Here is a 21331-nt window from a genome sequence, read left to right as displayed (position 1 = left end):
GGTCTCCCCCGGGGGCCGACGCGGATGGGAGGGATCAGCCGCCGGTGGCGAAGCCGGGGAAGAGGGTCATACCGCCGTCTACGTAGAGGGTGGCGCCCACCACGTAGTCCATGAGGTCGGAGACGAGGCCGACGACGGCGTTGGCGATGTCGTCGGGCTCGCCGACCCGGGCGTAGGGGATCAGCGTCAGGAGGTCGCGCTCCGCGTCGGGGGTCTCCCAGGCGCTGCGGTTGATGGGGGTCTTGATGGCTCCGGGCGCGACCGCGTTCACCCGGATCTTGTGCGGGGCGAGTTCCTGGGCGAGGGTCTGCATCATCATCTGCACGCCGCCCTTGGACGACGCGTAGTTGACGTGCCCCGCCCACGGGATGAGCTGGTGCACCGAACTCATGCAGATGATCTTCCCGGCCGCGCGCGACACCTCCGGGACCACGCCACGGCGCAGGAACTCCTTGGTCGCCTCACGGGCGCACAGGAACTGCCCGGTGAGGTTGACGTCCAGGACCTTCTGCCACTGGGCGAGGGTCATGTCGGTGAACCGGGAGTCGCGCTGCAGTCCGGCGTTGGCGACGAGGATGTCGATCGTGCCGAACTCCTCGACCATCCGGTTCGTCATGGCGACGACCTGGTCCTCGCTGGACACGTCCGCCTCGTAGGCGGCGGCCCGCACGCCGAGCGCGGTGATCTCCTCGACGACCTGCTCGGCCTCCTCCTTGCCGGCGACGTAGTTCACCACCACGTCGGCCCCGGCCCGGCCCAGAGCGACCGCGGTCGCCCGGCCGATCCCGGAGTTCGCGCCGGTCACCAGTGCTTTCTGGCCCTTGAGCAGATGGGCGGGAATCACGCCCCGGGGTGCGCCCTCGGTGGAACTCACGATGCCTGCTCCTCCACTGCGTGCCCGGTACGACCGGGCCGTGACTCGGCGGTTGGTGGTGGTGTCAGCCAAACACCGTGGAGGGAAGGCGGCATGCCGGGGCGGCCCGGGTTGCGCTGCCCGGCTGACCGGCTTCGCCCGGTCGGCCTCCGGAGGTCAGCCCAGCCGCTCCAGCAGGTGGTCGCCCACTCGCAGGGCGTTCGCCATGGCCGTCAGGGACGGGTTGACCGCGCCGATGCTCGGGAAGAAGCTCGTGTCCACGACGTACAGGTTGTCCAGGTCGTGTGCCTTGCAGTTGACGTCCAGGGCGGAGGTCGCGGGGTCGGTGCCGAAGCGCACCGTGCCCGCCTGGTGGGCGGTGGCGCCGATCGGCATGCCCTTGTGCAGGTAGATGCTGTGGGACAGCAGCTTGTGCTCGTGCATGCCCAGGTGGCCGAGCATGTGCTGGAGCTTGTGCCGCAGGAGGGTCAGGCCCTCGACGTTGTTGTCCTCGTCGAGGGTGAGCCGGATCCGGCCGTCGCCCTCCAAAGTCACCCGGTTGTCCGGCTGCGGCAGGTCCTCCCCGCAGAGCCAGAAGTCGACGGCGTGGTGGGCGAGCACCTCGAAGGGCATGTCGGGCGACACCGCTCCGGCCCAGCGCGGGGCCTCGCCGTGGATCTGGTCGGCGTCCGACTTGCCGAGCATCTGGATGCCGCCCAGCGGGTACTCCCAGTCGTCCGCGCCCAGGTACCAGTCGTGCAGCGCGAGCGTCTTCTGGAACCGGGTGTCGTTGGGCTCCTTCGAGACGGCCATCAGCGCCAGGTTGTTGTGGCGCATGTAGTACCGGCCGACCACGTCCGAGCTGTTCGCCAGTCCCCGCGGGTGCCGGTCGTCGGCCGAGGCCAGCAGCAGCGCGGCGGAGTTGACCGCTCCGCAGGCCACGACGACGACGTCCGCGGAGAAGCGGGCCTCCTCCTCGTCGGGGAGCTGGGCGACGACGGTGGTGACGCTGCGTCCGGTGGGGTCGGTCTCCAGCCGGGTCACCCGGGCGTTGGTGACCAGGTCGACGTTGGGGTTGCGCAGGGCCGGCTCCACGCAGATGACCTGTGCGTCGGACTTGGCCCGGACCAGGCAGGGGAAGCCGTCGACCCGGTCGCAGCGGATGCAGGCGCTGGCGTGGGTGGCGCGGCCGTACTCGTCCTGGGTGAGGTCGACCCCGATCGGCAGGTGGAAGGGGTGCAGGCCCCGCTTCTCCAGGTCGTGGCTCAACTGCTGGATGCGCGGCTCGTGTTCCACGGGCGGGTAGGCGTACTGCGCGCTGCTCGGCCCTTCCCAGGGGTCCTCGCCGTGCCTGCCGTGCACCAGGTAGAGGTGCTCGGCCTCGGTGTAGTACGGCTCCAGGTCGTCGTAACCGATGGGCCAGGCGGGCGAGAGGCCGCCGTGGTGGCGCAGTTCGCCGAAGTCCTCCGGGCGCAGCCGGAACAGGGCGGCGCCGTAGAACTTGGTGTTGCCGCCGACGTAGTAGTTCACCTCGGGCGGGAACTCGTCGCCGTGCCGGTCCAGCCAGAACTCCGGGGCCCGGTACTTGGCCTTGACGAACACCGCCGTGGAGTCCCAGTTGTCGCGCTCGCGCGGCAGGTAGTCACCTCGTTCCAGGACGAGCACCCGTTTGCCGGAGGGGGCGAGGCGGTGGGCGAGCGTGCCGCCGCCGGCTCCGGTGCCGATGACGATGACGTCGTAAGAGGGCAGGGCATCCACGGCGACCACCGTCCTTGTCCGTGCGTCCGTGCGGTCCGTGGCCGTTGGGCCTTCCTCTCGAACGTACGCTCCGTACGGGTGCACGGCACCCGGAGCGGGTCGCCCCCGGGCCAGGTCAGGCCAGGTCAGAAGACGGCGATCGGGTTCACCGGGGAGCCGGTGGCCGACGGCAGCCGCAGCGGGGCCACCACGCACAGGAAGTGCCAGCGGTCCTGCCGCGCGCACTCCGCGGCGAGCTCCTCCAGGTCCAGGTAGTCCATCAGATGCAGTCCCAGGGCGTTGACGGCGAGCACGTGGACGGGGAACGCGACCCCGTCCACCGGGCTGGGCGCGGTGTCGCTGTTGCCGTCCGAGCCCAGAGCGGCGACCCGCCGCTCGGCCGGGAACCGCATCGCCGTGGGATGCAGCCCCGCACGCGCCTCGGTGACGTCCCAGGGTCCGAGGGTCCGGCGCCGCAGCCGGTGGCCCACCCGTACGAACAGCAGGTCGCCCGGGCCGACCGTGGTCCGCTGGGCGGCCTCGGCCGCGGCCAGGTTCTCGGCGGACACGGCGTCGCCGGGTTCGAGCCACCGCACCCCCTTCAGGCGGGGCACGTCCAGCAGGACACCGCGTCCGACGATGCCGTCACGCACCAGGTCGAGCGTGAGCGCGTCCGCGCCCCGCGGTGTCACGGTGCTCGCGGGGACGCCCCCGTACAGCTCACCGTCGAAGATCACGTGGCACAGCGCGTCCAGGTGGCTGTCGACGTCCCCGTGCACGTTCATCGCGAACCGGTCCCGGGCGAACCGCAGTCCGTGCCCGTCCGGCTCCGGTCGGGTCGGCGCGGTCATCCGATGGGTGGCGGGCTCCGGGCTGTCCGGAGCGGGCCGGGTGTCGACCGGCGCAGCCAGCGACACGGTGCGTCCGAGGCGGACCTCCGCGGCGGCGGCCGCCACCCGCTCGGGCGTCAGCTCCGCCAGCGCGCCGGGCCGGTCCCCGGTGCCACCCGGGGCTCGGTCCCGCAGCCGGCGGTACAGCTCCCGGAACGCCGCCTCGGACAGGGCGGCCGGGCCGGGGGCGTCGGGCGACGGGTGCGCATTCGGGTGCGAGGTCATCAGGGGTACCCTCTCGTCCGCCCCGGGGACGTCGGTGGGGGCTCGGGGACGTCGGGGGTGCCCGGGGGGCGTCGTCCCGGCTCCGGCCATTGCAGCACCGGGCCGGGGACCCCGCACTCCGGACGCCCCGGGCACTCCCGCTCCCGCCGTTGCCGCCGTAAGGACGCACGGCCGTTCGGGTGTCTGCGCGGCCCGGGCGTCCCACCCGGCGTGCGGGGCGCGGACGTGCCGCCTTCACTGGGTGGGACGAATCGGTCCCAGGTCAGGAGGCACGGTATGGCAGGGCACTGGACAAGGGGTGCGGCGGGCGCGGTGCTGGCCATGATCGTCGCGGGCGCGGCGGCCGGGTGCTCCGACGACTCCGGCAACGCGTCGGGCACCGCCAGCAAGGCGGCCACGGCGGCCGCGTCCGCCGCCTCCTCCCTCGCCTCGCGGGGCACCGACGCGCTGGCCTCGGCCTCGGCGGAGGCCAAGCGCAAGCTCGACGAGGCCAAGGGCGGGGTGAACGCCAAGGGCGAGGTGACGCTCGGCACCGCGACGATCGGCGGCGACGGCAAGGCCACCGCCAAGGTGACCGCCAAGAACACCGCGGCGTCCGCCAAGTCCTTCGCCGTCCAGGTCAACTTCACCGACAGCAGCGGCAATCTGCTGGACGTGACCGTGGTGACCCTCAAGAACGTGGCCGCGGGCACGACCGCCGACGCCACGGTCACCAGCAACCGCAAGCTCACCGGCCAGGTCAAGGCGGTCGTCGGCAACGCCCTGCGCTACTGACCACGGCCCCACCGCCCCTCTGCCCGGCTCCCCGCCCCCCGTCGCTCACGACGGACGGGACGGGGAGCCGGGCTGTTGCGGGGAAGGGCCGTGGCCGTCGCGGTCAGGCGTCGTCGCGGAGCAGGCGGTACGCCGCTCCCGCCAGCGCCAGGGACGTCCAGGCGAGGAAGACCAGGAGGCCCGTGCCCGGTGAGAGGGTGGTGGCGTCCTGGGTCAGGGCGAACATCGCCCGGCCGGAACTGCTGGGCAGGTAGGGGCTGATGGCGTCCTGCCAGGAGCTGGGCAGCAGGGACATCAGGCCGGGGACCAGCATCAGGGTGGCGACCAGCACGGAGATGCCGCCCGCCACCGAGCGCAGCAGCCCGCCCAGCGCGATGCCGATCACGCCGACCAGGCCGAGGTAGAGCCCGGCGCCCAGCAGACTGCGGACGGCTCCCGCGTGCCCGAGCCCCATCGCGGCGGGCGTGCCGGCCAGGATGCGGCTGCCGATCAGGAAGGCGACGAAGGCCCCGGCGGTGCCGAGGGCCAGGGCGACCACCCCGTACACGGCCGACTTGGACCACAGGACGGGCAGCCGGCGCGGTACGGCGGCCAGGGTGGAGCGGATGGTGCCGCTGGAGTACTCCCCGGCCATGACCAGGACGCCGAGGACACCCAGTGCGAGCTGGGCGAAGTTGGCGCCGAAGAGGGACAGGCTGACCGCGGTGGACCGGGCGAAGTCCTGGTCCATGCGGGGGGAGCCGACCAGCGACTTGTAGCGGCTCGCGGCGATCAGCCCGAAGACGACGAGGAACAGCAGGCCGAGGCCGAGGGTGATCCAGGTCGAGCGCAGCGTCCAGAGCTTGGCCCACTCGGAGGCCAGCACCCGGCGTCCGGTCACACGGTAGTCGGGCCGGGTGGACGTGGTGCGGGGCTTCTCGGCGGTCGCGGTGAGGGTGCTCATGCCGTCCTCCCGGCGGTCTCGGCGTTTTCGGCGGCTCGGGCGGTCTCGGCGAGGCCCGGGAGGTCCGGGTCCTCGGGGAGGCCGCCGGCGCCGGGAATCCCGCCGCCCGTCGAGCCGTGGTACTCCACCGCGTCCCGGGTCAGGTCCATGAACGCCTCCTCCAGGGAGACCGTGCGCGGGGTCAGCTCGAACAGCGGGATGCCGTGCTCGGCCGCCTTCAGCCCGATCTCGCGCGCGCCCATCCCGGTCACCTGGAGCTCCTCGGAGCCGGCCCGGCCGGTGACGTCGACGCCCGGACCGGCGAGCACGTCGCGCAGCCGGGCCGGGTCCTGGGTGGCCACCTTCACCGTGTCGCCGCCCGCCTCACGGACCAGCTCGGACACGGTGGTGTCGGCCAGCAGCCGCCCGCGGCCCACCACGATCAGGTGATCCGCGACCAGCGCCACCTCGCCCATCAGATGGGAGGAGACGAACACGGTGCGGCCCTCGGCGGCGAGCGAGGTCAGCAGGCGGCGGATCCAGAGGACGCCCTCCGGGTCGAGGCCGTTGACCGGCTCGTCCAGCATCACCGTCTGCGGGTCGCCCAGCAGCGCCGCGGCGATGCCGAGCCGCTGGCCCATGCCGAGGGAGAAGGAGCCGGCCCGCTTGCGGGCCACGCTGCCCAGGCCGGCCAGTTCGACGACCTCGTCGACCCGGCGGCGCGGGATGCCGTGGGTGAGCGCGAGCGCCCTGAGGTGGTGGTAGGCCGAGCGGCCCGGGTGGACGGACTTCGCCTCCAGCAGCGCGCCGACCTCCTGGAGCGGCGCACGGTGGCGGGCGTAGTGGCGGCCGTTGACGGTGACGGTGCCGCCCGTCGGCGCGTCGAGTCCGACGATCATCCGCATCGTCGTCGACTTGCCCGCGCCGTTGGGCCCCAGGAAGCCGGTCACGGTGCCCGGCTTCACCACGAAGTCCAGCCCGTCCACGGCCGTCTTCTCCCCGTACCTCTTGGTCAGCTGTCGTGCGTCGATCATGGGCGCTCTCTCTGTCGGACCGGGCGTCCGTCGCGTCTGACGCCTCACCCGTAACGCTATGACCGCAATCGCCCCTATTTCGCAGTGTGGGGCCCGATGCACGCCCAAGCGGGTGGTCCTTGCCGCTCCGCGCGGCCCGCGCGCGCCGCGTTCGCGTCCTCGGCCATCATGGAGCGGCCCCGCCGGTGCGGGCCCGCCGGGAGGGCCGGTCCGGCCGCGACCCTACGTGATGTAGGTTCCCAACCGGCACGGGCCACATGTCGGTTATCCGGGGGAGACCATGCAGGAGACGCAAGCGGAGCCGCATCCGGCGGTACAGGTCGACGTGCGCGGGCTCGCCCCGACGCTGTCCGTGCTGGTGGTCAGCCTGGTCGTCGCCGCCGTCGGCGTGTACGAGCTGTGCGGTTTCGGGCTGCACAGCCTGGACCGGCGCCCGCACCTGTTCAGCGACGGCCTCGCGACCGGCGGGGTGATCGTCGCAGCGGTGGCGGCCGGGGCGGCGGTGGGCAACCTGGCGTGGACGCTGGCGGCTGCCCGGCGCGGCCGGGGCGCGGGATGAGACCCTGTGCACCGTCTGTGCGGGCGGCCCCACCCGCGCTACCCTACAAGCTGTAGGGTCAGTGTCGCCCCGTCCCCTCCCCCAAGGTGCCCGTCACCATGCCCGCACGACAGTCGAGCCCGATCCCTCCTCAGGTACCCGCTCAGCGCAGTCCACGCCCCGGCATCCCGTTCCTGCCGGGCGGTGACGACCGGCTCAGGAAACGGGCGGCGGCCGCCACCGTCTGGTACCTGCGGCTGCAGGTCGTGCTCAACGTCGCCGCCGTCCTCTCGCTGCCCTTCCGCGAGGAGGTGCACGAGCACAACGTGGGTGACTTCTTCACCCCGTACCTGGCCACCGCCGGCCTGGTGTCGGCCGCGCTGGCCCTGTTCCTCGCGGTGGTGATGCGCCGCCGCAAGCGCGCCGCGTGGGTCTTCAACCTGATCCTGGCCGGACCCCTGCTCTGCCTCTACGTCGTCGCCCTCACCCGCGACCCCTACCGGGACCACCTCTTCAACTGGCTCTCGACCGCCCTGACCGGCCTGTTCGTGGCCGCCCTGCTGCTCGCCCGGCGCGAGTTCGACGCCGTCGGCGACCGCTCCAACCCGCGCCTCGCCCTCCTCGTGGGCACGGCCGGCGCGCTGGTCAGCGCCTCGATCGGCACCCTGCTGGTGCACGCGACCAATACACGGCCGGGCGCCGCCGTCAAGGACGAGATCGCCTACACCCTGCTGCGCGGCATCAGCGTCGGCCCGCTCGCCGACCGGGTCGACGCCGTGCACGCGCCCCGCTGGGCGGACGTCGTCGTCAACGTCCTGATCGCCGCCACCTTCCTGCTGGTGCTCTACGCCTGCTTCCGCGCCCCGCGCGGCGAGTGCCTGCTCGCGCCGGACGACGAGCGCCGGCTGCGGGAACTGCTGGACCGGCACGGCGACCGCGACTCCCTCGGCTACTTCGCGCTGCGCCGCGACAAGGCCGTCATGTTCTCCCCCAGCGGCAAGGCCGCCGTCACCTACCGGGTCGTCGGCGGCGTCAGCCTGGCCTCCGGCGACCCCATCGGCGACCCCGAGGCGTGGCCCGGCGCCATCGACGCCTGGCTCGCCGAGGCCCGCAGGCACGCCTGGGCCCCGGCCGTCATGGGCGCGAGCGAGGAGGCGGGCACGGTCTACGCCCGGCACGGCCTGGACGCCCTGGAACTGGGCGACGAGGCGATCGTGGACCTTCCCGACTTCACCCTGGAGGGCCGGGCCATGCGGGTCGTCCGCCAGGCCCACAACCGCGTGCGCCGGGCCGGCTACACCGTCCGCATCCGCCGCCACGAGGACATCCCGGACGAGGAGATGGCCCTGCTCGTCGACCGCGCCGACCGGTGGCGGGACGGCGCCACCGAGCGCGGCTTCTCCATGGCCCTGGGCCGGCTCGGCGACCCGGCCGACGGCCGCTGCGTGATGCTGGAGTGCCGGGACGCCGAGGGCGCGCCACGCGCCCTGCTCAGCTTCGTGCCCTGGGGCGAGGCCGGGCTCTCGCTCGACCTGATGCGCCGCGACCGCGACGGCGAGAACGGCCTGATGGAGTACATGGTCGTGGAACTGCTGCTGCGCGCCGAGGAGCTGGGGGTGCGCCGGGTGTCGCTGAACTTCGCGATGTTCCGCTCGGTCTTCGAGCGGGGTTCCCGGCTGGGCGCGGGCCCCGTCCTGCGCCTGTGGCGCTCGGTCCTCACCTTCTTCTCACGCTGGTGGCAGATCGAGTCGCTGTACCGCGCGAACGCCAAGTACCGCCCGGTATGGGAGCCGCGCTTCCTGCTCTTCGCCAAGAGCAGCGACATCCCGCGGATCGGCCTGGCCAGCGCCCGGGCGGAGGGCTTCCTGGCCCCGCCGAGCCTGCCGGCCCTCACCCGCCGCAGGCAGCCGGCCTGCGCGGAACCCGCCGCCACCGAGCCGTCCGGGACCCCCTGACCCCCCAGGGCCGCCGGCCCCCGCCCGCCGCGGAGGAAGCCGCCACCGAGCCGTCCAGGGCACGCCGGCCCCGCCGGCCGGGGAGGGAGGTCCCTCAGCCCGCTCCGCGCCCGCCGCCGCTCCCGCCGCCGACGATCCCGCCGCCCACGGTGAACCCGATGACCGCGCCGCCGCCCTCCCGGCGGAACGCGAACGGGGCCCCGCCGTGGGCCATGGCGACCTCGCGGACGATGGACAGACCGAGGCCCGAGCCGGGCAGGGACCGCGCGTCGGCGGCGCGGTAGAAGCGGTCGAAGATCCGGATCAGGTCGCCCTCGGCGATACCGGGGCCGCGGTCGAGCACCTCGACCCGCACGGCGCCCGGCCGGGCCGGGCCGGTGATGTTGATCTCGATGGGGGCCGTGCCGTCGCGGTCGAACTTCGCCGCGTTCTCCACGAGGTTGGACAGTGCCCGTTGCAGCATCCCGGGCCGCCCGTCGGTGCGCGTGTCACCGCTCACCCGCAGCACGACCTCCCGGCCGGTGCGGCGCTTGGCCAGCCCCAGCACGTCCTCGGCGATGTCCGCGAGGTCCACCTGCTGCGGCGGCTCGCTGTCGGACTGCCCGGCGGCGAGATCCACCAGCTCGTTGACCAGGTCGGTCAGCTCGCGCGCCTCTTGGCTGAGGTCGGCGACGAGGTCCTCCCGGGTCGCCGGGGGGAGCTCGTCGATCCGGCGCAGCAGCGAGATGTTCGTCCGCAGCGAGGTCAGCGGGGTGCGCAGTTCGTGCCCGGCGTCCTGGACCAGCCGCCGCTGGTCCTCCTCCGACTGGGCGAGCCGGCCCAGCATCCGGTCGAAGGCGCGGCCGAGCCGGCCCACCTCGTCCAGGCCGGTGACGGGCACCTCGATGCCGAGCTGGCGGGTGCGGGCCACGTCCTCGGCGGCGGAGGTGAGGATCACCAGGCGCCGGGTGATCCGGCGGGCGAGCCACCAGCCGAAGAGCCCGGCGGCCACCACGACCGCCGACATCAGGATCAGCGTCCGCTGCTGGAGCGCCCGCAGCAGGTCCTCGGTGTCGCTGAACTCCTGGGCGACCTGCACCGCGCCCTTGCCGTCGCCGAGCGAGACGGTGGCGATGCGGAACAGGTCGTCGCCGACCCGGACGTCCTTGTGCTGGACCAGCCGGCCGGCCGCTCCCGCGGCGGCCACCGCCCGGTCCCGGGCGGTGACGGGCAGCACCGGGCTGCCGTGGTCGACGATCTGTCCCCGGGCCCCGAGCACCTGCACGTCGGTCCGGGCCGGCCGGACGACGTCGTGGCCCGGGCGGGAGGAGGAGAAGTCCTCGGGGACCATCTCGTGCTGCCGCACCTCGTCCCGCACGTCCTGCACGACCTGCGTGAACACCGACTGCTGGTCGACCCGGACCAGCCGCGCCGCCGAGCCGTAGGACAGGATGCCGACGAGGATGGTCACGGCGGCGGTGACGGCCGCGAAGGACACCGCGAAGGTCGTGCGCAGCGAGACCAGCCGGGGCCGCGGCCCGGCCGGCGGCCACCGGCGCATCGGCTAGTCCTCCCGCAGCACGTAGCCCACGCCCCGCACGGTGTGGATCAGCTGCGGCGCGCCGGGTTCGTCGAGCTTGCGGCGAAGGTAGCCGACGTACACGGCGAGGTTCTTGGAGCCGGGGCCGAAGTCGTAGCCCCAGATGCGGTCGTAGATGGTGGAGTGGTCGAGGACGATCCCGGCGTTGCGCACCAGCAGTTCCAGCAGCTCGAACTCGGTGCGGGTCAGTTCCAGCTCACGCCGGTCCCGCCAGGCCCGGCGGGCCTGGAGGTCCATCCGGATGCCCGCGGCCTCCACCTGCCGGTCGGAGGTCTGCGCCTCCCGGCCGGACTCGGCTCCGGTGCCCGTGCCGCCGCCGCCCGCCGGTACCGGGCTGGTGCGCCGCAGCAGGGCCCGCAGCCGTGCGAAGACCTCCTCGACGTCGAACGGCTTGACCACGTAGTCGTCGGCGCCGGCGTCCAGGCCGGCGATCCGGTCGGCGGTCTCCACCAGTGCCGTCAGCATGAGGATCGGGGTGCGGTCACCCTCGGCCCGCAGCACCCGGCAGACCTGGAGTCCGTCGATGCCGGGCATCATCACGTCGAGCACCAGGACGTCCGGCGGGGTCTTGTGGGCCTGCGCCAGCGCCTCCACGCCGTCGGCGACCGCCGTCACCGCGTAGCCCTCCAGCGTCAGGGCACGCTCGAGGGCATGACGGATGGCACGGTCGTCTTCGGCGAGCAGCACAGTCTGGGACACGTGCCCAGTCTGCCAAGGCATGTGCCGGTTCGGCCGGGCCGGGCGGGCGTACCATCACCCTTTTTACCCGCCTCTCACCGTGACGGGGGCAACCCCCCGGGGGTGGCCCCCCCTCTCCTCACCCGGCGCTCAGGGCCGCCAGCCGCTCGGCGAACGGCACCACGACGGGCTCCTCGGGCGCCGCGGGCTCCACCGGCGCGGCCGGCACCGCCGCCCCCGCCGGCCGGACGGCCGACGGCAGCAGCGCGGCCAGCTCCCCCGCCGCCCGCTCGACCCGCTCGGGCAGCCCCTCGGCGCCCCAGTCCTCGGAGGCCGCGTAGACGGCGGTCGGGACGACCACGGCCCGCAGGTAGGCGAAGAGCGGCCGCAGCGCGTGCTCCAGGACCAGCGAGTGCCGGGCCGTGCCCCCGGTGGCGGCGATCAGCACCGGCTTGCCGGCCAGCGCGTCCTTGTCGAGGACGTCGAAGAACGACTTGAACAGCCCGCTGTAGGAGGCGCTGAACACGGGCGTGACCACGATCAGCCCGTCGGCCCCCGCCACCGCCTCCTGGGCGGCGGCGAGGTTCGTGCCGGCGAAGCCGTTGGTGAAGTTGTGCGCGATCTCGACCGCGAGGTCGCGCAGTTCGATCACCTGGGTGTCGACCGGGGTGTGCCGGTCCACGGCCGTGGCCAGCCGGTCGCCCAGCAGCCGGGTGGCGGACGGGGCGCTCAGCCCCGCCGAGACGACGACGAGCCTCATACGGTGGTCACCTCCTGGGCGGCCTTGAGGGAAGCGTGGGTGGGCGCCTCCGGCACGTTGGCCGGACGGCCGTTCGCGAACTCCTTGCGCAGGACCGGTACGACCTCCTCGCCCAGCAGGTCGAGCTGCTCCAGCACGGTCTTCAGCGGCAGGCCGGCGTGGTCCATCAGGAAGAGCTGGCGCTGGTAGTCGCCGGCGTACTCCCGGGAGGCCAGGGTCCGCTCGATCACCTGCTGCGGGGAGCCGACGGTCAGCGGGGTCTGCTCGGTGAACTCCTCCAGCGAGGGCCCGTGCCCGTAGACCGGCGCGTTGTCGAAGTACGGCCGGAACTCGCGCACGGCGTCCTGGGAGTTCCTCCGCATGAACACCTGGCCGCCGAGTCCGACGATCGCCTCCTCGGGCGTGCCGTGCCCGTAGTGCGCGAACCGCTTCCGGTAGAACTCGACCATCCGCTTGGTGTGGTCGGCGGGCCAGAAGATGTGGTTGTGGAAGAAGCCGTCACCGTAGTACGCGGCCTGCTCGGCGATCTCCGGGGAGCGGATGGAGCCGTGCCAGACGAACGGCGGTACGCCGTCCATCGGCCGCGGGGTGGAGGTGAAGCCCTGCAGCGGCGTGCGGAACTTGCCCTCCCAGTCGACGACGTCCTCGCGCCACAGGCGGCGCAGCAGGGCGTAGTTCTCGATGGCGAGGTTGATGCCCTCGCGGATGTCCTGGCCGAACCACGGGTAGACCGGCCCGGTGTTGCCGCGGCCCATCATCAGGTCGACCCGGCCGTCCGCCAGGTGCTGGAGCATCGCGTAGTCCTCCGCGATCTTCACCGGGTCGTTGGTGGTGATCAGGGTGGTGGACGTGGAGAGGATCAGGTTCTCCGTCCGCGCGGCTATGTGCCCGAGCATCGTCGTCGGGGACGAGGGCACGAACGGCGGGTTGTGGTGCTCGCCGGTGGCGAAGACGTCGAGCCCGACCTCCTCGGCCTTGAGCGCGATGGCGACCATGGCCTTGATCCGCTCGCGCTCGGTCGGCGTACGCCCCGTGGTGGGGTCCGGCGTGACGTCGCCGACCGTGAAGATCCCGAACTGCATGGTCACCCTCCAGGTTGTTGACGGTTCAACTATACCCCTGGAACCGAGCGCCCGTCCGGGCTATTCCCCCGGTCCGCGGCGCCCCTACGGCACCAGCACCAGCCGCCCCCGCACGCCGCCCTCCCCCAGCCGGGCGTGCGCCTTCGCGGACTCGGCCAGCGGGTAGGTCTCGGCCACCCGGAGGCTCAGCACCCCCGCGTCCACCAGGCCGGCCAGCTCCGCCAGCCGCGCTCCGTCGGGCCGCACCTGCACCGCCGTGGTCCGCACCCCGCGCACCCCGGCGGGCTCCCCGCCGGGCCGGGCGCTGACGAACGCACCCCCGTCACGCACCCACTCCAGCGCCGGCTCGCCGAGCATCGCCGCGTCCAGCACCGCGTCCACGCTCCCCGGCGCCACGTCGCCGGCCGTGAAGCCCGTGGCCCCCAGCGACCGCACCAGCTCCTCGTCGGCCGCCCGGGCGTGCCCGGTCACCGCGATCCCCCGGTGCACGGCGAGCTGCACCGCGAACCCGCCGACCGCGCCCGCCGCGCCGGTCACCAGCAGCGAGGAGCCCGCGGGCAGGTCCAGCAGGTCCAGGGCCTGCGCGGCGGTCAGCCCGTTCAGGGGCAGGGTGCCCGCGTGCACCGCGTCCACCGAGGCGGGTGCCGCGGCCACCGCGTCCGCGTCCACGACCACGTACTCGGCGTGCGCGCCCAGCGGGTCGGTCACCCCCGGCACCAGCGCGACGACCTGCTCACCCACCCACCGGCCGGCTTCCACGCCCACCGCGTCCACCGTCCCGGCGACGTCCCAGCCCAGCCCGACCGTCCCGCCGGTCCCGCCGAAGAGGCCGGACCGCACCGCCAGGTCGACCGGGTTCAGCGCACCGGCCGCCACCTTGATCCGCACCTGCCGCGCCCCCGGCTCCGGCACCGCCACCTCGGCGATCTCCACGGCCTCCGGACCGCCGAACGTCGTCACCACAGCAGCACGCATGTCAACTCTCCTACGAGAAAAGGGATTTGAGGATTCACGGCGCTTTCCCCGCCGCACCACCAACCCTAGGAGAGGTACTATCCATCGGTAAGTAGTTACCTGAGAGTGCGTAGGTGCCCCGGAGGAGAGCCCATGGCGACCACGACCGCGGCGCAGCGGCGCGAACAGGCCCGTCACGACTACGACGCCTTCCTGCGCGACTGCCCCACCAACCAGCTCCTCGGCCGGCTCAGCGACAAGTGGGTCGGCCTCGTGGTCGCCGCGCTGGTCCCCGGCCCCATGCGCTACAGCGACATCGGCCGCAGGATCGCCGGCGTCAGCCCCAAGATGCTCACCCAGACCCTGCGCGCCCTGGAACGGGACGGCATCGTCAGCCGCACGGTCACCCCGTCCGTACCGGTCCGGGTCGACTACGAGCTCACCCCGCTCGGCCGCAGCCTGGCCGGCCTGCTCACCGCGGTGAAGAACTGGGCGGAGACCCACTTCGACGACGTACGGGCGGCCCGCGAGCGGTACGACGAGGAGAACGCGAACGCCGCCGACGTCGCCTGACGTCCCTCCGGTTCGGGCCCTAGGTCGGACACGGCCTAGGCCCCCGGCCGCGCCCGCAGCCGGGCGATCTGCTCCCCGCCGAACTCGACCGTCCGCTCCATGTGCCGGACGATGACCGCCAGTTCGGTGTCGTCCAGGTCGTCGAAGATCCGCGACCAGTCACCGGCCAGCGAGTCCCACAGCCGCCCGAACTCGGCGATCCGCTCCGGCACGGTCGCCACCAGCACCCGCCGCCGGTCCACCTCGTCCCGCCGCCGCACCACGTACCCCGCCCGCTCCAGGCGGTCCACCAGCCGGGTCGCCGACCCCGTCGTCAGTCCCGTCAGCTCCGCGACCCGGCCCGTGGTGACCGGCCCCTCCTCCAGCGTCAGCAGGTTCAGACACTGCAGATCGGTGGGGTGCAGCCCGATCCGGTCGGCCACGGCCTGGTTGAAGAGCGCGTACGACGCCATGTACCGCCGGGACACCACGGCCAGCTCCGCCAGCAGCCCGGACCGCCCGGTACCGTTCCCGGCCATGCCGCACTCCCCTTCGTCCGCGTGAAGCAGCGATCGTACGACGCTCCCGCGCCGGGGGACCGGCCCCGGGCCCGTGTCCCCGCGTGCGAAGCTGCCCGCATGCCGATCCTGCGTTCCGCCGCCCTGTTCGTCGTCGCCGCGCTCTTCGAGATCGGCGGCGCCTGGCTGGTCTGGCAGGGCGTGCGTGAGCACCGGGGCTGGCTGTGGATCACCGGCGGGGTCGTCGCCCTCGGCGCCTACGGCTTCGTGGCCACCTTCCAGCCGGACGCCCACTTCGGCCGCGTCCTCGCCGCCTACGGCGGGATCTTCGTGGCCGGGTCCCTCCTGTGGGGCATGGTCGCCGACGGCTACCGCCCCGACCGCTGGGACGTCACCGGAGCGCTGATCTGCCTCGCCGGCATGGCGGTGATCATGTGGGCGCCGAGGAACGGCGCCTGACCCTCGCCTAGGCTGGGAGGAGCGCCGACCGCAGAGGCTCCGCCTCTCCCTCTCTCCCCAGGAGCAGCCCATGGCCACCGCCGCCCCGTCCGCCGCCTCCCGCATCGCCGTCGTCACGGGTGCGAGCAGCGGCATCGGCGCCGCGACGGCCCGCCGGCTCGCGGCGGCCGGGTACCGCGTCGTGCTCACCGCCCGCCGCAAGGACCGCATCGAGGCGCTGGCCGAGGAGCTCACCGCGGCCGGCCACTCGGCGACCGCCTACCAGCTCGACGTGACGGACCGGGCGGCGGTGGACGAGTTCGCGACGGCCTTCCAGGCGATCGGCGTCCTGGTCAACAACGCGGGCGGAGCCCTCGGCGCGGACCCCGTGGCCACCGGCGACCCGGCCCACTGGCGCACGATGTACGAGACGAACGTCATCGGCACGCTGAACGTCACCCAGGCGCTGCTGCCCAAGCTGGAGGCGAGCGGCGACGGGGTCGTCGTGGTGGTGTCCTCCACCGCGGGCCTCGGCACCTACGAGGGCGGCGCGGGCTACGTGGCCGCCAAGCACGGCGAGCACGTCCTCGCCGAGACCCTCCGTCTGGAGATCGTCGGCCGCCCGGTCCGGGTGATCGAGATAGCGCCCGGCATGGTCAAGACCGACGAGTTCGCGCTGACCCGCTTCGGCGGCGACTCCGAGAAGGCCGAGAAGGTCTACGCGGGCGTGGCCGAGCCGCTCACCGCCGACGACGTCGCGGAGACCATCACCTGGACGGTCACCCGCCCCAGTCACGTCAACGTGGACCTGCTCGTCCTGCGCCCGCGCGCCCAGGCGTCCAACACCAAGGTGCACCGGGACCTGTGACGCCGGCCCGCGCGGTGCGGCACGCCGGGTAGGACCGCTCAGCGCCTGCGGCAGCCAGGATCGTCGACGATGACGGCGTTGGCGGGGACGATCTCGGGATCGTCCTCGTCGTCGCTCACCCACTTCGTCGTCGCGTACGCCCGCCGGCCGTCCCCCACGCACTTGGTGGCGAGGTTCCCGAAGCCGTCCGGGAAGTTGTACACCTCGGCCGGGGAGTCCTCCCCGGCCCGGCCCCGCACCGGTGCGTCGGCCTTGCCCCGCTCGTCGTAGTGCTTCTCGGAACAGCCCGAGACGACGAGCACGGCCAGTGCCGCCCCGAGCAGGCCCCGGGTCAGCCGGCGCACGCCTTGTCCTCCACGATCTGGACGTTGGACGGGCCGCTGGCGTTGGTCGTCACATAGGCCCGGAAGCCGTGGCCCACGCACTTGGTGGCCAGGTTCCCGAAGCCGTCGGGCATGTTGAACACCTCGGCCGGGGTGTCGTCCCCGGTCCGGCCCCGCACCGGGGCGTCCCCCTTGCCCCGCTTGTCGTTGTAGCTGTCGGAGCAGCCGGTGAGCAGGCCGCCCCCGGCCAGCAGGAGCACGGCCGCCCACGTCCCGGCAGCCACACGCGTACGCTTCGTCAACCCGGCCCCCGTAGCGAGAAGTTGAATGGGACAGCGACGGACACAGCGGTAGACGGCGCGGCGGGCCGGAACGGTTCCGGCCCCGCCGTGCGGGACAAGGCGCGGGCGCCGCGCGTCAGCCCTTCACGCAGACGACCTGCTTCAGCTTGGCCACGACCTCCACCAGGTCCCGCTGCTGGTCGATGACCTGGTCGATGGACTTGTACGCGCCCGGGATCTCGTCCACGACGCCGGAGTCCTTGCGGCACTCCACGCCCCGCGTCTGGTCCTCCAGGTCCTTCGTGGAGAAGCGCCGCTTGGCCGCGTTCCGGCTCATGCGCCGGCCCGCGCCGTGCGAGGCGGAGTTGAAGGACGCGTCGTTGCCGAGGCCCTTCACGATGTACGAACCGGTGCCCATCGAGCCCGGGATGATCCCGTACTCGCCGGAGCCGGCCCGGATCGCTCCCTTGCGGGTGACGAGCAGGTCCATCCCCTCGTAGCGCTCCTCCGCCACGTAGTTGTGGTGGCAGGAGATCTCCGGCTCGAAGGTCGGCCGGGCCTTCCTGAACTCCTTGCGGATCACGTCCTTCAGGAGCGCCATCATGAGCGTGCGGTTGTGCTTGGCGTACTCCTGCGCCCAGAACAGGTCGTTGCGGTAGGCCGCCATCTGCGGGGTGTCCGAGACGAAGACGGCGAGGTCGCGGTCGACCAGGCCCTGGTTGTGCGGGAGCTTCTGGGCCACGCCGATGTGGTGCTCGGCGAGTTCCTTGCCGATGTTGCGGGACCCGGAGTGCAGCATCAGCCAGACCGAACCGTCCGTGTCGGTGCACACCTCGATGAAGTGGTTACCGCTTCCGAGCGTTCCCATCTGCTTCGTGGCGCGCTCCTGGCGGAACTTGACCGCTTCCGCGACGCCGTCGAACCGCCCCCAGAAGTCGTCCCACCCGGCGGTCGCCAGGCCGTGGAACTCGCCCGGCTCGACCGGGTCCTCGTGCATCCCCCGGCCCACCGGGATCGCCTGCTCGATCTTCGAGCGCAGCCGGGACAGGTCGCCGGGCAGGTCGTTCGCCGTCAGCGACGTCCGCACCGCGGACATGCCGCAGCCGATGTCCACGCCCACCGCGGCAGGGCACACCGCTCCGCGCATCGCGATGACCGAGCCGACCGTCGCGCCCTTCCCGTAGTGCACGTCCGGCATCACGGCCAGGCCCTTGATCCAGGGCAGGGTGGCCACGTTCTGGAGCTGGCGCAGGGCCACGTCCTCCACCGACGCGGGATCGGTCCACATCCGGATCGGGACCTTCGCGCCGGGCATCTCCACGTACGACATGTCTTCCTCATTCCCCCGAGAACAGTGACAGAAAGATGACAAAAGGCTTAGAAGCAAAAAAACGCAAAAGTGGTGCCTAAGTCGACTGAAAGGGACAAGGGAACGGCATCCACGGCGGTGCGTGCGATACACATTGTCTCCAGGGGGCGCCCCACCCCGGCAAGCGAATAACCAGCGGGGACACTGGAGCGCCGAACGAGCGCAGACCGTCGAGAGGAGCCCGACCGTGCAGCGGAAGGCGTACGTAACCGGCACCGCCGCCCTCCTCGCGGCACTGCTGGCCGGCTGCACGAGCGGTTCCGGGAGCGGCGGCCGGACGGACGACGCCAACCCGGGCGACGCCGGCGCCGCGACGGTGGCCGCCCAGCCCGGCAAGTACCACAGCCTGCCCGAGCCCTGCGGCGCCGTCGACCACGACACCCTCGACGCCATGCTGCCCGGCATCAAGCAGATCACCGACCCCGACCAGCGGGACAAGGCGTACCGGGGCGAGGCCACGCTCACCTACAACACCGAGCGCAAGGTGGGCTGCCACTGGAAGGTGGAGTCCAGCGACGCCACCGACCGGCTCTCGGTCGACCTGGAGCGCGTGGTGTCGTACGACAACACGGTCAGCGACGACGACCAGGCGCAAAAGCTGTTCCAGGGCATGGAGACGGCCGCCGACCTGCCCGAGCCGAGCGCCTCCACCTCGGCCGACTCGACCGGATCGCCCGACTCGCCCGATTCTTCCGCTCCTTCGGGTTCTTCTGGTTCCTCCGGTTCCGGCCCCTCGCCCGCGGGCGCCACGACCACCCCGACCCCCAAGGCGAGCGCGAGCGGCGGGACTCCGGCCTCCTCGGACGGTTCCGGGACTCCGTCGGACTCCTCCTCCGGCACCGCCGCGGCCGACCTCCAGCCCCGCGTGCTGACCGATCTCGGTGACGAGGCGTATCTGGACGACGCGCTGAACACCTCCGGTTCGACGGCCGAACAGCGGACCGTGACTGTGGTGTTCCGCACGTCCAACGTCGTCGTCACCCTCGAGTACGAGGAGCAGCCGACGGCCACCGGAACGGTCCCCGACAGCAAGGAAATGCAGGACAGGGCCCGTGATCTGGCCTCCCAACTGGCCGACGCGCTCAACGGTTGAGCCCCCCGGGGCGCCCTGCCGGCCGGGCCCGCGAAGGACGCGAACGGAAACCGCACAGCTCCTTCACCGCGTACGGTGGCCCCGCAGGAACCCGCACGAACACCGAGCGTCATGAGTGAAGGAACCATGCAGCGAGCAGCCCAGCGAGACGTCCTTGCCCAGCCTCACCAGCGAGCCAAGCGCCTTCGCCGTGCCCTTGTCTGCGCGGCGGCCGTTCCCGCGGTGCTGATCACCGCGGCCTGCTCCTCGGATTCCGGCGACTCCCAGGACAAGGGCGGCGCCGGCGCGCAGCAGACCCCGAGCGGCACCGCGTCGAAGCAGCCGTCGGCGAGCGCCTCCCCGACCGTGCAGGCGGCCGCGTACCGCAAGCTTCCGGAGCCCTGCCACGCGCTGGCGAAGAAGACCCTGTCCGACCTGGTGCCCAAGGGCGCGAGCTCGGGCAAGGAGGGTACCTCCGACGACACGGCGACCCGTTCCTCCTGCTCCTGGAGCAGCCTGGACAACAACGGCGTCAAGGGCTCCCAGTTCCGCTGGCTGAACGTCTCCCTGCTGCGCTTCGACTCGGACACCAACCGCGGCTCGGCCGACAAGCAGGCGCACGCGTACTTCACCCAGCAGGTCGGGGACGCGCAGAGCGTGTCCGGGGCCAAGGACACCAAGGCGCAGCCGGTGGCGGGCACGGGTACCGAGGCGACCCTGGTGCGCTACGACCTGAAGAAGAAGGAAGGCGCCTTCAAGCAGCAGACGGTGGTCGTCCGGGTCGAGAACGTGGTCATCACGCTCGACTACAACGGCGCCGGTCTCGCCGGTGAGAAGACCCCGAGCTCCGACGACCTGAGCAAGGCGGCGGAGAAGGCCGCGAAGGAGGTCGTGGCGGCCGTCACGACGGCCAACGGCCAGGGTTCCGGAGGCGGTTCGTCCGCCAAGCCTTCCGCCTCGCCCTCGAAGCAGGGGTCGAAGACGGCGTCGAAGTCCCCGTCCGCCGCGGCGTCGAAGTCCGCCTCTTCCAGCGCGTCCCCCTCGAAGTCGGCCGCCAAGAAGAGCTGACCGGCCGCACGTGCGACGCACACGTGTGCCACTCTGTTGCGCGCAACAACACGCAAGGGGAGGGGAGTGCGAGTGGCCGCGCCACTTCAGCTGACCCGGATGCACCGCGTCCTCATCGGCGTGGTCGTCTCCGGCGCCATGATCATCGCGGGTATCGGCTTCGCCGGTTCCTACGCGGCGGTCCGCGAACTGGCGATCAAGAAGGGCTTCGGGAACTTCGCCTACGTCTTCCCGATCGGCATCGACGCGGGCATCTGCGTCCTGCTCGCCCTTGATCTGCTGCTGACCTGGATCCGCATCCCCTTCCCGCTGCTGCGGCAGACGGCCTGGCTGCTGACGGCGGCCACGATCGCCTTCAACGGCGCCGCCGCCTGGCCGGACCCGCTGGGCGTGGGCATGCACGCGGTGATCCCGGTCCTGTTCGTGGTCGCCGTCGAGGCGGCCCGGCACGCCATCGGCCGGATCGCGGACATCACGGCCGACAAGCACATGGAGGGCGTCCGCCTCACCCGCTGGCTGCTCTCCCCGGTCCCCACCTTCCTGCTCTGGCGCCGGATGAAGCTGTGGGAGCTGCGCTCGTACGACCAGGTGATCAAGCTGGAGCAGGAGCGTCTGGTCTACCAGGCCCGCCTGCACGCCCGGTTCGGCCGGGCCTGGCGCCGCAAGGCCCCGGTGGAGTCCCTGATGCCGCTGCGGCTGGCGCGCTACGGCGTCCCGCTGGCGGAGACGGCCCCGGCGGGCCTGGCGGCGGCCGGCATCGAGCCCGCGGTGATCCCCGCGCAACGGCAGCCCGAACTCGCCCCGGCCGCGGACCGGGGCGCCTCGACCGCCGCGGCCGCCCGGTCCGCCGAGCCCGTGCCG

23 protein-coding genes are annotated in these 21331 nt (G+C 72.7%); 9 read left to right on the top strand and 14 right to left on the bottom strand.

Annotation, left to right across the window (positions count from 1 at the left end; translation table 11 throughout):
* Nucleotides 1-34 precede the first annotated feature (34 nt).
* The 3 genes from PV343_RS15170 to PV343_RS15160 form a co-directional block, all read right to left on the bottom strand.
* Nucleotides 35-874, bottom strand: a complete 840-nt coding sequence (locus PV343_RS15170; protein ID WP_319147435.1) for an SDR family oxidoreductase — start codon at nt 872-874, stop codon at nt 35-37.
* Between the two features lie 156 nt (nt 875-1030).
* Nucleotides 1031-2620, bottom strand: a complete 1590-nt coding sequence (locus PV343_RS15165; RefSeq protein ID WP_319147434.1) for a GMC family oxidoreductase — start codon at nt 2618-2620, stop codon at nt 1031-1033.
* A gap of 116 nt (nt 2621-2736) precedes the next feature.
* Nucleotides 2737-3705, bottom strand: a complete 969-nt coding sequence (locus tag PV343_RS15160; protein WP_319147433.1) for a cyclase family protein — start codon at nt 3703-3705, stop codon at nt 2737-2739.
* Nucleotides 3706-3981: 276 nt separating this feature from the next.
* Here PV343_RS15160 and PV343_RS15155 point away from each other — a divergent pair, with 276 nt between their 5' ends.
* The gene (locus tag PV343_RS15155; RefSeq protein WP_319147432.1) at nt 3982-4479 is read left to right on the top strand and encodes a hypothetical protein; all 498 of its coding nucleotides are present in this window, start codon (nt 3982-3984) and stop codon (nt 4477-4479) included.
* Nucleotides 4480-4582: 103 nt separating this feature from the next.
* On the opposite strand, the gene PV343_RS15150 is transcribed toward PV343_RS15155, so the two are convergent.
* Nucleotides 4583-5422: an ABC transporter permease subunit gene (locus PV343_RS15150; RefSeq protein ID WP_319147431.1), complete on the bottom strand. Its 840-nt coding sequence runs from the start codon at nt 5420-5422 to the stop codon at nt 4583-4585.
* Complete coding sequence (locus tag PV343_RS15145) at nt 5419-6435, bottom strand: ATP-binding cassette domain-containing protein (RefSeq protein ID WP_319147430.1); 1017 nt, start codon at nt 6433-6435, stop codon at nt 5419-5421. Before PV343_RS15145 ends, PV343_RS15150 begins: the two co-directional genes overlap by 4 nt.
* Before the next feature lie 280 nt (nt 6436-6715).
* Between PV343_RS15145 and PV343_RS15140 the strand changes: the two genes are divergently transcribed.
* Both PV343_RS15140 and PV343_RS15135 read left to right on the top strand, forming a co-directional pair.
* Entirely contained in the window at nt 6716-6994 is a 279-nt protein-coding gene (locus tag PV343_RS15140) for a hypothetical protein (protein ID WP_319147429.1), read from the top strand.
* A gap of 98 nt (nt 6995-7092) precedes the next feature.
* A complete protein-coding gene (locus PV343_RS15135; RefSeq protein WP_319147428.1) occupies nt 7093-8928 on the top strand; it encodes a phosphatidylglycerol lysyltransferase domain-containing protein in 1836 nt (611 codons plus the stop codon).
* Between the two features lie 94 nt (nt 8929-9022).
* Here PV343_RS15135 and PV343_RS15130 read toward each other — a convergent pair whose 3' ends face one another.
* From PV343_RS15130 to PV343_RS15110, 5 genes are all read right to left on the bottom strand, one after another.
* Nucleotides 9023-10468, bottom strand: coding sequence for a HAMP domain-containing sensor histidine kinase (locus PV343_RS15130; RefSeq protein WP_319147427.1), 1446 nt, complete (start codon nt 10466-10468; stop codon nt 9023-9025).
* A 3-nt stretch (nt 10469-10471) separates the two neighbouring features.
* A complete protein-coding gene (locus tag PV343_RS15125) occupies nt 10472-11206 on the bottom strand; it encodes a response regulator transcription factor (RefSeq protein ID WP_319147426.1) in 735 nt (244 codons plus the stop codon).
* 118 nt (nt 11207-11324) lie between these two features.
* Entirely contained in the window at nt 11325-11945 is a 621-nt protein-coding gene (locus tag PV343_RS15120; RefSeq protein WP_319147425.1) for a CE1759 family FMN reductase, read from the bottom strand.
* Complete coding sequence (locus PV343_RS15115) at nt 11942-13027, bottom strand: LLM class flavin-dependent oxidoreductase (RefSeq protein WP_319147424.1); 1086 nt, start codon at nt 13025-13027, stop codon at nt 11942-11944. Before PV343_RS15115 ends, PV343_RS15120 begins: the two co-directional genes overlap by 4 nt.
* A gap of 84 nt (nt 13028-13111) precedes the next feature.
* Nucleotides 13112-14002, bottom strand: a complete 891-nt coding sequence (locus tag PV343_RS15110; RefSeq protein WP_319147423.1) for an NADP-dependent oxidoreductase — start codon at nt 14000-14002, stop codon at nt 13112-13114.
* A gap of 132 nt (nt 14003-14134) precedes the next feature.
* On the opposite strand from PV343_RS15110, the gene PV343_RS15105 reads away from it, so the two are divergent.
* Nucleotides 14135-14554, top strand: a complete 420-nt coding sequence (locus PV343_RS15105) for a winged helix-turn-helix transcriptional regulator (protein WP_319147422.1) — start codon at nt 14135-14137, stop codon at nt 14552-14554.
* Nucleotides 14555-14589: 35 nt separating this feature from the next.
* Here the strand turns inward: PV343_RS15105 and PV343_RS15100 are convergent, their stop codons facing one another.
* Nucleotides 14590-15072 carry a MarR family winged helix-turn-helix transcriptional regulator gene (locus PV343_RS15100; RefSeq protein ID WP_319147421.1) on the bottom strand — a complete coding sequence of 161 codons (483 nt, stop codon included), beginning with the start codon at nt 15070-15072 and terminating at the stop codon, nt 14590-14592.
* A gap of 99 nt (nt 15073-15171) precedes the next feature.
* On the opposite strand from PV343_RS15100, the gene PV343_RS15095 reads away from it, so the two are divergent.
* Both PV343_RS15095 and PV343_RS15090 read left to right on the top strand, forming a co-directional pair.
* Nucleotides 15172-15510 carry a YnfA family protein gene (locus PV343_RS15095; RefSeq protein ID WP_319147420.1) on the top strand — a complete coding sequence of 113 codons (339 nt, stop codon included), beginning with the start codon at nt 15172-15174 and terminating at the stop codon, nt 15508-15510.
* Between the two features lie 70 nt (nt 15511-15580).
* The gene (locus PV343_RS15090) at nt 15581-16357 is read left to right on the top strand and encodes an SDR family NAD(P)-dependent oxidoreductase (protein WP_319147419.1); all 777 of its coding nucleotides are present in this window, start codon (nt 15581-15583) and stop codon (nt 16355-16357) included.
* 38 nt (nt 16358-16395) lie between these two features.
* On the opposite strand, the gene PV343_RS15085 is transcribed toward PV343_RS15090, so the two are convergent.
* The 3 genes from PV343_RS15085 to PV343_RS15075 form a co-directional block, all read right to left on the bottom strand.
* Nucleotides 16396-16701 (bottom strand): hypothetical protein, encoded by a 306-nt coding sequence (locus tag PV343_RS15085; RefSeq protein WP_319147418.1) that lies wholly within the window; start codon nt 16699-16701, stop codon nt 16396-16398.
* A complete protein-coding gene (locus PV343_RS15080; protein ID WP_319147417.1) occupies nt 16689-16964 on the bottom strand; it encodes a hypothetical protein in 276 nt (91 codons plus the stop codon). Before PV343_RS15080 ends, PV343_RS15085 begins: the two co-directional genes overlap by 13 nt.
* A 133-nt stretch (nt 16965-17097) precedes the next feature.
* Nucleotides 17098-18291 (bottom strand): RtcB family protein, encoded by a 1194-nt coding sequence (locus PV343_RS15075; protein ID WP_319147416.1) that lies wholly within the window; start codon nt 18289-18291, stop codon nt 17098-17100.
* Nucleotides 18292-18517: 226 nt separating this feature from the next.
* On the opposite strand from PV343_RS15075, the gene PV343_RS15070 reads away from it, so the two are divergent.
* From PV343_RS15070 to PV343_RS15060, 3 genes are all read left to right on the top strand, one after another.
* A complete protein-coding gene (locus tag PV343_RS15070) occupies nt 18518-19423 on the top strand; it encodes a DUF3558 domain-containing protein (RefSeq protein WP_319147415.1) in 906 nt (301 codons plus the stop codon).
* Nucleotides 19424-19534: 111 nt separating this feature from the next.
* Nucleotides 19535-20470, top strand: a complete 936-nt coding sequence (locus PV343_RS15065; RefSeq protein WP_319147414.1) for a DUF3558 domain-containing protein — start codon at nt 19535-19537, stop codon at nt 20468-20470.
* A gap of 72 nt (nt 20471-20542) precedes the next feature.
* Nucleotides 20543-21331, top strand: a 789-nt coding sequence (locus tag PV343_RS15060; protein WP_319147413.1) for a DUF2637 domain-containing protein, incomplete at its 3' end; no start/stop codon positions are given.

It is taken from the genome of Streptomyces sp. WI03-4A, assembly GCF_033792105.1.
Taxonomy (GTDB): domain Bacteria; phylum Actinomycetota; class Actinomycetes; order Streptomycetales; family Streptomycetaceae; genus Streptomyces; species Streptomyces collinus_A.
The sequence above is the reverse complement of the archived record's forward strand: the minus strand, read 5'-3'. Positions and strand labels throughout refer to the sequence as shown.